General features: G+C 27.6%; 12 protein-coding genes. 5 read left to right on the top strand and 7 right to left on the bottom strand.

Annotation, left to right across the window (positions count from 1 at the left end):
* Nucleotides 1-267: 267 nt before the first annotated feature.
* From LXD69_RS16305 to LXD69_RS16295, 3 genes are read right to left on the bottom strand one after another with little or no spacing between them, the layout of a single operon-like run.
* A complete protein-coding gene (locus LXD69_RS16305; RefSeq protein WP_246916157.1) occupies nt 268-1245 on the bottom strand; it encodes a tetratricopeptide repeat protein in 978 nt (325 codons plus the stop codon).
* 53 nt (nt 1246-1298) lie between these two features.
* The gene (locus tag LXD69_RS16300) at nt 1299-3119 is read right to left on the bottom strand and encodes a chloride channel protein (RefSeq protein WP_246916156.1); all 1821 of its coding nucleotides are present in this window, start codon (nt 3117-3119) and stop codon (nt 1299-1301) included.
* Between the two features lie 47 nt (nt 3120-3166).
* Nucleotides 3167-3751: an acyl carrier protein phosphodiesterase gene (locus LXD69_RS16295; protein ID WP_045967435.1), complete on the bottom strand. Its 585-nt coding sequence runs from the start codon at nt 3749-3751 to the stop codon at nt 3167-3169.
* A gap of 119 nt (nt 3752-3870) precedes the next feature.
* On the opposite strand from LXD69_RS16295, the gene glmM reads away from it, so the two are divergent.
* The gene (gene glmM / locus LXD69_RS16290; RefSeq protein WP_246916155.1) at nt 3871-5259 is read left to right on the top strand and encodes a phosphoglucosamine mutase; all 1389 of its coding nucleotides are present in this window, start codon (nt 3871-3873) and stop codon (nt 5257-5259) included.
* Here the strand turns inward: glmM and LXD69_RS16285 are convergent.
* Nucleotides 5256-5648, bottom strand: a complete 393-nt coding sequence (locus LXD69_RS16285; protein ID WP_052705057.1) for a hypothetical protein — start codon at nt 5646-5648, stop codon at nt 5256-5258. The genes glmM and LXD69_RS16285 overlap by 4 nt on opposite strands.
* Before the next feature lie 153 nt (nt 5649-5801).
* Here LXD69_RS16285 and LXD69_RS16280 point away from each other — a divergent pair, with 153 nt between their 5' ends.
* The 4 genes from LXD69_RS16280 to LXD69_RS16265 all read left to right on the top strand — a co-directional run bounded on the left by LXD69_RS16280 (nt 5802) and on the right by LXD69_RS16265 (nt 9750).
* A complete protein-coding gene (locus LXD69_RS16280; RefSeq protein WP_246916154.1) occupies nt 5802-6800 on the top strand; it encodes a glycosyltransferase in 999 nt (332 codons plus the stop codon).
* A 1-nt stretch (nt 6801) separates the two neighbouring features.
* The gene (coaE, locus tag LXD69_RS16275; protein ID WP_045966650.1) at nt 6802-7389 is read left to right on the top strand and encodes a dephospho-CoA kinase; all 588 of its coding nucleotides are present in this window, start codon (nt 6802-6804) and stop codon (nt 7387-7389) included.
* Between the two features lie 71 nt (nt 7390-7460).
* The gene (locus tag LXD69_RS16270; protein WP_246916153.1) at nt 7461-9044 is read left to right on the top strand and encodes a sensor histidine kinase; all 1584 of its coding nucleotides are present in this window, start codon (nt 7461-7463) and stop codon (nt 9042-9044) included.
* Between the two features lie 7 nt (nt 9045-9051).
* On the top strand, nt 9052-9750 hold the full coding sequence (locus tag LXD69_RS16265; protein ID WP_045966655.1) for a response regulator transcription factor: 699 nt from the start codon (nt 9052-9054) through the stop codon (nt 9748-9750).
* 80 nt (nt 9751-9830) lie between these two features.
* On the opposite strand, the gene LXD69_RS16260 is transcribed toward LXD69_RS16265, so the two are convergent.
* The 3 genes from LXD69_RS16260 to LXD69_RS16250 are packed head-to-tail and all read right to left on the bottom strand — an operon-like array spanning nt 9831 to nt 12320.
* Nucleotides 9831-10565 (bottom strand): acyl-[acyl-carrier-protein] thioesterase, encoded by a 735-nt coding sequence (locus LXD69_RS16260; RefSeq protein ID WP_246916152.1) that lies wholly within the window; start codon nt 10563-10565, stop codon nt 9831-9833.
* A 2-nt stretch (nt 10566-10567) separates the two neighbouring features.
* A complete protein-coding gene (gene miaA, locus LXD69_RS16255; RefSeq protein ID WP_045966322.1) occupies nt 10568-11488 on the bottom strand; it encodes a tRNA (adenosine(37)-N6)-dimethylallyltransferase MiaA in 921 nt (306 codons plus the stop codon).
* Nucleotides 11481-12320 carry an ion transporter gene (locus LXD69_RS16250; protein WP_246916151.1) on the bottom strand — a complete coding sequence of 280 codons (840 nt, stop codon included), beginning with the start codon at nt 12318-12320 and terminating at the stop codon, nt 11481-11483. Before LXD69_RS16250 ends, miaA begins: the two co-directional genes overlap by 8 nt.
* Nucleotides 12321-12335 lie beyond the last annotated feature (15 nt).

Below are 12335 nucleotides of genomic sequence, written 5' to 3'. Positions count from 1 at the left end.
TATATTGCTCCTCATGTTTTAATTGCAGATAAATAGGAGTGAGACAAATTAGTCTTGGAACAAAAAATAAATTCAAGTAAACTGGAAGAACCAGAAGTAATATATTATTAGAGTTTATGTTAATTTAAGAATATTTAATGTATTGTTTAAGAATCAAAATGATTATTTTATAGAGGAAAAATCTAAATAAAGCTTAAATTTAAAAAAATAAAAACAGTAGTGAAATATTTTGCTACTGTTTTCTATTGTAATATTATTCAATAATAACTAATTTGTTTTGATGCGATTTTTTTCTAAAATTGAATTAAAATCGTTTAGTTTATTTTGTTTTTTAAATTCACTATGAAGCATTTGAATAAATTGTTCAGTATCTGTTCTATAAGGTGATTTTTGTGCTACATAAATTAAATATGCTTTACACATATTATCTAATCCTTTTTCAAGATCATTTAAATTTTGAGCATAAATAGAACCAAGGCCATAAAATACTTCAGGATTATTAGGTTGAATTTCGCCTAATCTTTCATAAGCTTTTATAGCATTTTTATATTCTTTTTTATAGATATAAACAACACCAATATTTTGTAGAGGCATTAAGCCATTCGGATCTATTTTTAATGATTTTTCATAGGCTTTTATAGCTTCGTCATAATTTTCTAATCTTCTATAGCAAATTCCCATATTGTCATAAGCAAAAGCAAATTCAGGATCTATTTCAACGGCTTTTTTATAATAATTGATAGCTCCTTCAAAATCATTTTCTTTTGTAGCATCTAAACCTTTATTGTAATATTCTAATGCTAAACTATTTTTAGATAATGACTTGGCACTTAGCTTATCGTTTGATTTCATTTTAGATTTTATAACATCACAATTCTCGTTTAAATATCTTTCAATTTCATAGTAGTATTCTTTATATTCCTTAGAATTTGGGTTGAAATTGATAGAAATATCAATTTGTTTTTTACCATCAACTGTTTTTGCTTCTTTTTCTAAGTCTTTAATTTTATCAATTTTAATTCCCATTTGATAAGCGCCAACTTGATTGTCGATACATTTGCTGATTTCTGAAGCTATACTATCTTTAATTTTGTCAAATGTGTTTATTGAATCAATACATATACATGCGTTGTCTGATAGTTCTTTTAAAAATTTTTGTTTGTCAAATTTTATATCTTTTTTTTCTTGAGAAAATGAAATATTCAGAATACAGCAAATAAAAATTGTAAATGCTAATTTTTTCATGTAAAAAGGAATTTAAGATATTAAAAATAGCTTATTTAAATGAATTATAAAAATTATTCAATTACCATTTCTTTAAGTTGATCTCTATATTTTTCAAGAATCATTGTTTTGTAGATAAAACCATAAAAAAGACCATTTTTGAATACAGGTAAAATCGAAGTATCTGTTTTTTCAAATTTTTCCATTACTATTTCCAAACTATCATTATGTAAAACGATTTCTTTTGGAGATTGCATTACTTCATGTGTGGAAGTGTATTTTATTTTAAATGGAGAAAATATAATAGGACGTATATTATCTAAATAAATTAATCCTAAAAATTCTTTCTCTTCATTTAATACTGGAAATACAATATTGTCAGTATGTTTTACAATTTCTACTAATTCTTCTAGAGACTTAGATTCTTGAATAGGTTTGTAATTTGTTAGAATAAAAGTAGATATATCTAAACAGGTTAGAATATTTTTATCCTTATTATTAGTGAAAACTTCTCCTTTATCAGCCAAATGCTTAATGTCAAAAGAATAAGGCTCAAAACGTTTTGAAATAGCAAAACTTACAGAAGAGACAATCATTAATGGAACCATTAGATTATATCCACCTGTAATTTCAGCGATTAAGAATATTGAAGTAAGCGGAGCATGAAATAAACCACTTAAAACACCAGCCATTCCAACTAAAGTGAAATTACTCACAGATAACGGTTTTGTTATTCCTATAAGGTTAAAAAATTTGGCCACAAAAAAACCTAAATATGAACCCACAAAAAGGGAAGGAGCAAAGTTACCTCCATTTCCACCAGAACCAAGAGTTAGACCTGTTGCGTATACTTTAATCATCATTGTTATTCCTACAAAAGCTAGCAATATCCAGTTATTATCTTTAAAATTATCTAATAATGTATTGTCGAGTATTTTTTCAGGATGCGCATTTGCTAAAATTTTGATACTTTCATATCCTTCACCAAATAATGAAGGGAAGAAGAAAATTAAAATGGCTAATAACGAAGCGCCATATAATGCTTTTCTATAGTTTCCAAGTTTTGAATTAGCAAAATGATTTTCAATTTTTCTAAAAGTTCGAGCATAATTTATGGATACAAAGCCAGATAATAAACCAAGTAGTACATATTGAGGAATATTATGATAATCCATAACCTCACCTTGTTTAAAGGTCAATAAAATATCTTCATTAAGAATAATAGTTGAAACTAATGCTCCAGTTGCGGCACTAATCATAATAGGAATAAAAGCTGTAATACTAATTTCTGCTAATACAACTTCTATTGCAAAAAGTACACCAGCAATTGGCGCATTAAAAGCAGCTGCAATTCCAGCAGCAACTCCACAAGCCAATAATAGTGATCTATCTTTATGACTTAATCTATAATTTTGCGCATAATTACTTCCAAATGCTGCTCCAGTAATGGTAATTGGAGATTCTAAACCAGCACTTCCACCAAGACCAACAGTGAAAGAACTAGTAATTATTTGAGAATACATCTGCTTAAAAGGCATCATTCCTCCCTTTCTAGCAACAGCATACATAATATGAGAGGTTCCTTTTTGTATAGATCCATCTAAGAGCTTTGTAACTACTAAAACGGTTAATAAAATACCAATTATAGGCAAAAGACTATTACTATATGGTAAATGAAGTATACCGTCTAAATATTGAGCAAAATTATAAACCCAGTGTGCAAATGTTTTTAAAAGAATTACAGCTAATGCAGATGAAATTCCAACTAAGACACAAGAAAAATAGATAAATTGCCTAGGTGTAACTAATAATTTTAAAATGAAAACGAATCGTTCTAAACGCTTAAAGCCTTTGCTCAATAATCGAATAATAAGATTGGTTTTTTTTGGCGACATTAGAAGATTAAAATTTCTGCGAAGTTAGCCTTTAATTGAAAAATACACTAATCATTCTGTAGTTTTTCTATGCTCATTTTTCTAACTTCTTCAAAGAAAAGGGTAAATTCATTTTCAAAATCATTATAGTAAAGTTTTAATTCGTCTGTAGCAAATTGCATCTTAGATTTAAATTTTGTTCGATAGTCCATTTGATATAAAATAGTACCAATTCCTTCAACTGTTGCATAGCTTAGTAACCAATTTTGATTAACCATGCTAGGTAACATCTTTTGAGTTTTTAGTGTAAGTAATTTAAAATTAGTATCTAATAGTTTGTAAAATGTGTTTATATAAGTTGCTAATGGAACTGAAGAATACGTTTCCCAATTTTTAGCTAAAAAATGATCATAGAAAATATCAATAATTACACCTGAATAGTGACCATATCTTTCATGCAAGCGATGCTTACTTTTTCTAAAAATAGGATGCGCATCTGTAAAAGTGTCAATTTCTCGATGAAGCATAATTCCTTTTCGAATTTCATCAGGGAATTTTAAATAATCATTTCCGCGAATACCATCTGCCATAAAATTACCAATTTTAATCATGTCATTATTTCCAGAAAGATAGATATGGGCTAAGAAATTCATTTTGTCTTTTTTTAAAGTTCCTTTAGATTTTAAAAGGTCAATTACTATATTTGTTTGCAATTTATAATTTATTAATTAAATATTGTAAATCAAAGTTTATAAATCGTATATAAAATAATATGACTTTAATAAAATCAATTTCAGGAATTAGAGGAACAATAGGTGGGAAAGTAGGAGATAATCTTACACCGTTAGATGCTGTAAAATTTGCATCTGCTTATGGAACATTCTTAAAACAAAATAGTAATAAAGAAAAGTTAACAGTTGTTATTGGTAGAGACGCTCGTATTTCAGGACCAATGATTCATAATTTAGTTGTAAACACATTAATAGGATTAGGAATAAATGTTATTGATTTAGGGTTATCTACAACACCAACAGTTGAAATAGCTGTTCCTTTAGAAAAAGCCGATGGAGGTATTATTTTAACAGCTTCACATAATCCAAAACAATGGAATGCTTTAAAGTTGCTAAACGAAAAAGGGGAGTTTTTAAACGGAGATGACGGTGCTGTAATATTAGAAATTGCTGAAGCAGAATCTTTCCACTTTTCAGATGTTGATTCATTAGGAGAAGTTACAGAGAACGACGCATATATGGATATTCATATAGATGAAGTTTTAAACTTGCCTTTAGTTGATGCAGAAATAGTTGCTAAAAGAAAATTTAAAGTAGTTGTAGATGGAGTAAATTCTTCAGGAGGTATTATTATTCCTAAGTTGTTAGAACAAATGGGAGTTGAAGTAGTAGAATTATATTGCGAGCCAAATGGACATTTTCCACATAATCCAGAACCTTTAAAAGAACACTTAGGAGATATTTGTAAACTAGTTATTGAAGAAAAAGCTGATTTTGGAATTGTAGTCGATCCAGATGTTGACCGATTAGCTTTTATTTCAAATGATGGAGAAATGTTTGGAGAAGAGTATACATTAGTTGCTTGTGCAGATTATGTTTTAAGTAAAACAAAAGGAAACACCGTTTCAAATATGTCTTCTTCTCGCGCATTAAAAGATATTACAGAAAAACATGGAGGAAAATATAAAGCAAGTGCTGTTGGAGAAGTGAATGTTGTTACCTTAATGAAAGAAACAAATGCAATTATTGGAGGAGAAGGAAATGGAGGAATTATTTACCCAGAAAGTCATTACGGAAGAGATAGTTTAGTAGGAGTTGCCTTGTTTTTAACTCATTTGGCTAATTTAGATATTACAGTTGCAGCATTAAGAGCAAGTTATCCACAATATTTTATGAGTAAAAATAAAATTGAATTAACACCTCAAATAGATGTAGATTTAATATTGAAATCAATGACTGAGAAATATAAGAATGAAAATATTTCTATTATTGATGGTGTAAAAATTGATTTTCCAACAGAATGGGTACATTTAAGAAAATCAAATACAGAACCGATTATTCGTATTTATACAGAAGCGCCTTCTCAAAATGAAGCAGACGTTTTAGCAGAGCGATTTGTATCTGAAATAAAAGAAATAGCTGGAATTTAATGTTTACGCTCCTTAACTTTTTTCTGTTTTTTCTCTTTTTTAGGTTTTTTATAGGCAATAATATGTTTGTCGTTATATTGGTATGGGGTGTGTCCACCAATTTCTAATTCTACTTTACGGGCTGTGTTTAAATTGATACGACCAAATATAGAAGGAAGGGAAACAGAAACTGACCAATTGCCATTATTTAAATAAAGATAGACACCTTTTTCAATATCATAGTAAAAATTTTGATCAGGGAAATAGATGTGTTTTGTTTTGGCTCTATATCCATGAGCTGGCGCCCAAGGTGGTGGTCCTTGTGAAAAAAGGTCTTGAGGAATGCAAAATAACAGTAGGAATGCTAAAATCAGGAACTGCTTTTTTGTTTTTAATGGGAACATTTTCATAGATTATATTTTATATTTAATTTTCTAGCGTGTATAAAGGTACAAATTTATAATTATAAGAGATAATTTTTAAAAAATTGTGGATTAAAATCTAATTCTATTTTTTTAGAAATGCATTTTATAAAGAGTATCTTTGTTAAAAAAATTACAAGGATGCTTTTTTCGTTTATTATACCCGTTTATAACCGTCCAGATGAAATAGATGAGTTGTTACAAAGTCTAACACAATTAAGCTTTCAATATGCATTTGAAATAGTTATTATAGAAGATGGTTCAACTATAAAATGCAATCAAATAGTTGAAAAATATAAAGATAAATTAGATATAAGCTATTTCTTTAAGTCAAATTCAGGACCAGGAGATTCTAGAAATTTCGGAATGAGAAATGCTAAAGGAGATTATTTCATTATTCTAGATTCAGATTGTATTATTCCTAAAGACTATTTGCAAAAAGTTTCAGATTCTTTGACTTTAGAATTTGTTGACTGCTTTGGTGGTCCAGACAAAGCATTAGATACTTTTTCAGATATTCAAAAAGCGATAAATTTTACTATGACTTCTTTTATTACAACGGGAGGAATAAGAGGAGGAAGCGAAAAAATAGACAAATTTCAACCTAGAAGTTTTAACATGGGACTTTCCAAAAAAGCATTTGAAGCTTCAAAAGGTTTTGGAAATATTCATCCTGGAGAAGACCCAGATTTATCAATTCGATTATGGAAAATGAACTTTAAAACAAAGTTGATTTCAGACGCTTATGTTTATCATAAAAGAAGAATAGATTGGAATAAGTTTTATACTCAGGTAAATAAATTTGGAAAAGCCAGACCAATATTGAATTTTTGGTATCCAGAATATGCAAAAATAACATTTTGGTTTCCTAGTTTATTCTTACTAGGGTTTATATTTAGTATCCTTTTTGCTGTTTTTTCATTTCCTTACTTTTTATTTTGTTATGTATTCTATTTTGGAATGATTTTTGTGAGTGCATTATTACAAAATAAAAGTATTAAAATAGGATGTTACGCTGTTTTTGCAAGCTTAATTCAATTCTATGGTTATGGAAAAGGATTTATTCAGGCTTTTACAAATTTATTTGTACTAAAAAAGAAACCAGAAGAAGCACACCCAGAATTATTTTTTAAGAAGTAATATGACAAAAATTATTGGACTTACCGGGGGAATTGGAAGCGGAAAAAGTACCGTTGCAAAATATATTGCTTCGAAAAATATTCCTGTATATATAGCTGATGATGAAGCAAAAAAAATAATGGACGATGAAAACGTTGTTGTTGAAGTTCAGTTGCTTTTTGAAGAAAATATATTAAACGATAAACATAAATTAGACAGAAAAAAAATTGCTTCAATTGTTTTTCAAAATCCTGAAAAATTAAATCAGTTAAATCAGTTAATTCATCCAAAAGTAAAGCAACATTTTAAAGATTGGTTAAAAACACACAAGAATGCTCCTTTTATTATTAAAGAAGTTGCTATACTATTTGAGACAGGTGGAGATAAAGAATGTGATAAAGTAATATTAATTACAGCACCTGAAAATGTGAAAATGGATAGGATAATGAAAAGAGATAATATTGATAAAAATGAAATATTAAAAAGAATGAAAAATCAACTTTCTGATGATGAAAAATCAAAGAAAAGCGATTTTATTGTGCAGAATATTAATTTAAATGATACTTTTTTGGAAATTGATAAAATTCTTAAAATTTTAAAAATATCGTAATAAATTCTGTTAATGTTAATCTTTGGTTAATGTTTTCACTAAGTAAATGTTAAAATACTAATTTTGTATTGATGAATAAAAAAAGGTTTCGCTTATTGGTTTTTTTAATGAGTTTATCTTTGGTAGGGATAATAATTGTTCAATTATATTGGATAAATACGTCATTAAAAAAGAGTGAAGAGGAGTTTAAGCTTCATGTTCAGCAAATTATAGGTAATGTCGCAGATGCAATAGATAATAAAGAACTGGTTTCATTTTACCAACAATACAATAAAATTAAAGATAGTATAGGTAAAGAACCAGAAACAAACACGTTAAAAGAATTCTTTTTTTTAGAAAGAAATAGAAAAACAAATGAAACAATAATTTATACAAGTTCATTAGTTGCTGAAAATTATGGAATAAATGGATCTTTTTTTGATAAAAATGCAGATACAATAAATGTAGGAAGTCTAGTTTCAAATAGAAAGACAGAAATTTATGCAGGAACTTCAATTGATAATCCTTCGATTGAAATGACTAGAAAGCCAGATGTTACAATAGAAAAATCGGGTAGTTTATCCTCTTTAGATAAAGTTAATTTTCAACTTTTTTTTAAAGATATTGTATCGCAAAGAGCTATTCAAGACAGAATAGGCAAACAAGAACTTGAAAAATATTTAAAAGACGAGTTAGATAAATATCAAATAAAAACACCATTTGAGTTTGGTATTTATAGTAATGGTCTTGCAACAAAAATACGTTCAGATAAATTTAAGTATGATAAAAGATCTACTTATGGAATTCCTATCTTTCAGGATAATGAAGGAATGAGTCAATATCAATTATTGGTTACATTTCCTCAAAAGAGTAAATTCTTTTTCTCATCAATATTAGGAATTACAATGTTGTCTTTATTATTTACATTAATAATTGTTTTAACCTATTCAAGTGCTTTAAATCAATTAATTAAACAAAAACAAATTTCGGAAATTAAAACCGATTTTATAAATAATATGACGCACGAGTTTAAGACACCTATTGCAACAATAAATCTTGCACTCGACGCCATTAAGAATCCTAAAATTATTGAAGATAAAGATAAAGTACAACGTTATCTTCAAATGATTAAGGAAGAAAATAAAAGAATGCATGCACAGGTGGAAAATGTTTTACGAATTTCTAAATTAGAAAAAAATGAATTAGATATTTCCAAAGAACCTGTAGATGTTTTACAAATAATAGAAGATGCAATTGAACATATTAGTTTGATAATTGAAGATAGAGAAGGACAAATAAAAACGCATTTTGAAGCGACTAGAACAACAATATTGTTAAACGATGTACATTTTACAAATGTTTTAGTAAATGTTTTGGATAATGCAGTTAAATATTCAGTAGGAGCACCTATAATTGATGTATTTACTGAGAATATTAAAGATTTTATTATAATTAAAATACAAGATCAAGGATCTGGAATGAGTAAAGTAGCTCAAAAAAGAGTCTTTGAGAAATTTTATAGAGAGCATACAGGAGATTTGCATAATGTAAAAGGACATGGTCTAGGTTTGTCTTATGTTAAACAAATAGTTGAAGACCATAATGGGCAAATTTTTGTTGAAAGTGAAAAAGGAAAAGGAAGTACATTTATATTTAAAATGCCATTAATAAATTAAAAAAAATATGGAAGCTAGAAAAATTTTATTAGTTGAAGATGACCCAAATTTTGGAGCTATATTAAAGGATTACCTAATCATTAATGATTTTGATGTAACCTTAGCAAAGAACGGAATGGAAGGGTTTGAAAAATTTAAAAAAGATATTTACGATTTATGTATATTAGATGTGATGATGCCGTATAAAGATGGATATACATTAGCAAGAGAAATTCGTGAAAAAAATCAAGAAGTACCTATTATATTTTTAACAGCTAAAACATTAAAAGAAGATGTTTTAAAAGGATACAAAGTAGGAGCAGATGATTATTTAAATAAACCATTTGACTCTGAAGTACTTTTAATGAAAATTAAAGCTATTATTCAAAGAAAAGCAACAGAAGTTAAACCAGATAATACAAAATTTGAATTTGAAATTGGAAAGTTTCATTTAAATTCTAAACTTCGTTTCTTATCATTTGAAAATGAAGAACCAGTTAAATTATCGCCAAAAGAGTGTGAATTACTAAAAATGTTAGCATTACATGAAAATGATTTAATGCCTAGAGAGTTAGCATTAACAAAAATATGGAGAGATGATAATTATTTTACATCTAGAAGTATGGACGTTTACATAGCTAAACTTAGAAAATACATGAAACGTGATGAAAATGTTGAGATTCTTAACATTCACGGTGAAGGATTTAGATTAGTAGTTAAGAAATAATACAAGATATTTCGTCATAAAAAAATGAGTTCAATTACATATTGAACTCATTTTTTTATGGCTGTATTTTCTGAATTTTTTTATTTCCATTCTATTTGTAATGCATAAGCATTTTTATCCTCTTTAGTAATATTATAAACAGTATGTGCTTCTTTTTTAGAAACATTAATTTCGGCAATGTCATTTAAATTTAATTCACGCATAAAATTAATATCTAATGATTTTACTTCTTGCTTTATTATTCTTTTAGGATCTTCATAATCAAAACACCATTCTAAATATTTTACGTTATTTACATGATTTACAACATCTAAATCCGATAAAACTATTTTTTTAGTAGTAATAACTTTGGAATCATCAATATCAATTTTAATAGTAGATTGTTGAGTTGCATTAATTTGAAATTTCTCAAAATGTTCATGTGGCAACGCTAATAAATCAGGACGCCTTGTTTTTGTATTAATTACTGCCCAATACGTTTCACACCCAACTATTTTTTCATCATTGAGATACATTTCCATACATCGAATTGAACGTGAATTTTCTAAACTTTTTATCCATGTTTTTATAACAATAATATCACGCCATTTAGGAAGTTTATCTATTTCTAAACGCATTCTACTCATTACCCATGCTTGATGATAAACTTGCATGTCTGTAAAACTAATTCCTCCTAAATCTGCATGATTTCCAGCAGTTATTTGTAATAAATTGCATAAATCGGTATATTTTAAATAGCCATTTGGATAGCAGTTTAAAAAGTTAATTTCATATTCTTGTTCAAGTATTGATGTAAATTTTGATGATATAGGCATTTTTATATTCTCGATTTTATATAGTCTGTAACTTCTTTTATATTCGTTTTATAATCAAACCATTTTGTGTTTTCTGTTCGCTTAAACCATGTAATTTGTCTTTTTGCAAAGCGTCGGGTATTCTTTTTAATTTCTTCAACAGCAAAATCTAAAGTAGTTTTTTTATCTAAAAATTCAAAAAGTTCCCTGTAACCAACAGTTTGTAATGCATTTAAATGTTTATTTGGAAATAGTTGAGTAGCTTCTCCTAATAATCCTTCCTTCATCATAATATCTACTCGTTGATTTATTCTATCATACATAATTTCTCTTTCCGCTTCTAATCCAATTATAATTGGGATGAAGTTTCTTTCATTTTTTCGTCTTCCAATGAAACTTGAATATGGTTTTCCTGTTCCAATACATACTTCAACAAAACGTTTCATACGTTGCGGATTTTGAAGTGTTTGTGGATTTTCATTTGAAATTTTAGTAAAATAGTCTATATCTAATTCCTTTAGTTTTTCTTGAAGATAAATTAATCCATACTGATCATATTTTTCATTTATTTCTGTTCTAACTGAAGTGTCTATTTCTGGGAATTCATCAAATCCTTTTAAAACAGCATCAACATATAATCCAGAACCTCCAATTAATATTTGAATATTATTTTCTTTAAAAAGTGCATTCAGTTTATTTAAAGCTTCTTCTTCAAAATCACCTACACTATAATTCTCAAAGATGGATTTGTTTTGTATAAAATGATGCTTTGCTGCTTTCAATTCGTCATCATTAGGAACAGCAGTGCCAATTTTCATTTCTTTGAAAAATTGACGACTATCACAAGATAAAATTTCGCAATTAAAATGTTGTGCTAACTTTATACTTAAAGCTGTTTTTCCTATGGCAGTTGGACCAATTATAGTAATTAAAAAATTAGTCATTTCTTAATATATTTCCACAATTATAGCAGAATTCAGCGTCAGTATAATGATCCTCTGTTCCACAATTTGCACAAGGGTTTTTCTTATTGATTTCAGGATGCTTACGATTTGTTTTTGCCATTTCCGCAGTAACAATTCCTGTAGGAACAGCAATAATTCCGTAACCTAAAACCATTACAAAAGAAGCAACAAATTGACCAAGAGGAGTAACAGGAGAAATATCTCCATATCCAACAGTTGTTAAAGTAACAATAGTCCAATAAATACTTGTAGGTATACTTGTAAATCCACTTTCTGGACCTTCAATAACATACATAATTGAACCTATAAAAACAGTGCTAATTAATACAAAATAAATAAAAACTACAATTTTACCTCTACTAGCAAGCATAGCTTCTTTAAGATGCAATGATTGTCCTGTAAATTGAGGATGATTTAATATTTTGAATAATCGAATTAATCGAAATGCTCTTATTATGGTTAATACGCTTGTTCCTGTTAAAAATAATGACAAATACATAGGAAGCACTGCTATTAAATCAATAATTCCATAAAAGCTAAAAATATATTTGAATGGTTTGTTTATAGAAATAACTCGTAAAAAATATTCAATTGTAAAAAAAATAGTAATACTCCATTCTAAAAACACAACTTGATCATGATATTTCGTATCAAAACCTTGAACTGTTTCAAGCATTACTAATACAACACTTAAAAGAATTACGACTAATAGAAACAAATCGAAAAGTCTACCATAAACTGTGTTTGTACCATAGATTATGATATGTGCTTTTTGCCTAAATTTTTTAAATATTGATTTTTCGGACTTCATAGTACAAATTTAAAA

The sequence above is a fragment of the Flavobacterium sediminilitoris genome (genome assembly GCF_023008245.1).
In the GTDB taxonomy this organism is placed as follows: Bacteria; Bacteroidota; Bacteroidia; order Flavobacteriales; family Flavobacteriaceae; genus Flavobacterium; species Flavobacterium sediminilitoris.
This window is presented reverse-complemented; position numbering and strand designations above follow the sequence as displayed.

What these genes read in the sequence shown, in the direction of transcription:
- LXD69_RS16305 (WP_246916157.1), bottom strand. Translation starts at nt 1,245, where the DNA reads ATGAAAAAATTAGCATTTACAATTTTTATTTGCTGTATTCTGAATATT.
- LXD69_RS16300 (WP_246916156.1), bottom strand. Translation starts at nt 3,119, where the DNA reads ATGTCGCCAAAAAAAACCAATCTTATTATTCGATTATTGAGCAAAGGC.
- LXD69_RS16295 (WP_045967435.1), bottom strand. Translation starts at nt 3,751, where the DNA reads ATGAATTTCTTAGCCCATATCTATCTTTCTGGAAATAATGACATGATT.
- glmM (WP_246916155.1), top strand. Translation starts at nt 3,871, where the DNA reads ATGACTTTAATAAAATCAATTTCAGGAATTAGAGGAACAATAGGTGGG.
- LXD69_RS16285 (WP_052705057.1), bottom strand. Translation starts at nt 5,648, where the DNA reads ATGAAAATGTTCCCATTAAAAACAAAAAAGCAGTTCCTGATTTTAGCA.
- LXD69_RS16280 (WP_246916154.1), top strand. Translation starts at nt 5,802, where the DNA reads ATGCTTTTTTCGTTTATTATACCCGTTTATAACCGTCCAGATGAAATA.
- coaE (WP_045966650.1), top strand. Translation starts at nt 6,802, where the DNA reads ATGACAAAAATTATTGGACTTACCGGGGGAATTGGAAGCGGAAAAAGT.
- LXD69_RS16270 (WP_246916153.1), top strand. Translation starts at nt 7,461, where the DNA reads ATGAATAAAAAAAGGTTTCGCTTATTGGTTTTTTTAATGAGTTTATCT.
- LXD69_RS16265 (WP_045966655.1), top strand. Translation starts at nt 9,052, where the DNA reads ATGGAAGCTAGAAAAATTTTATTAGTTGAAGATGACCCAAATTTTGGA.
- LXD69_RS16260 (WP_246916152.1), bottom strand. Translation starts at nt 10,565, where the DNA reads ATGCCTATATCATCAAAATTTACATCAATACTTGAACAAGAATATGAA.
- miaA (WP_045966322.1), bottom strand. Translation starts at nt 11,488, where the DNA reads ATGACTAATTTTTTAATTACTATAATTGGTCCAACTGCCATAGGAAAA.
- LXD69_RS16250 (WP_246916151.1), bottom strand. Translation starts at nt 12,320, where the DNA reads ATGAAGTCCGAAAAATCAATATTTAAAAAATTTAGGCAAAAAGCACAT.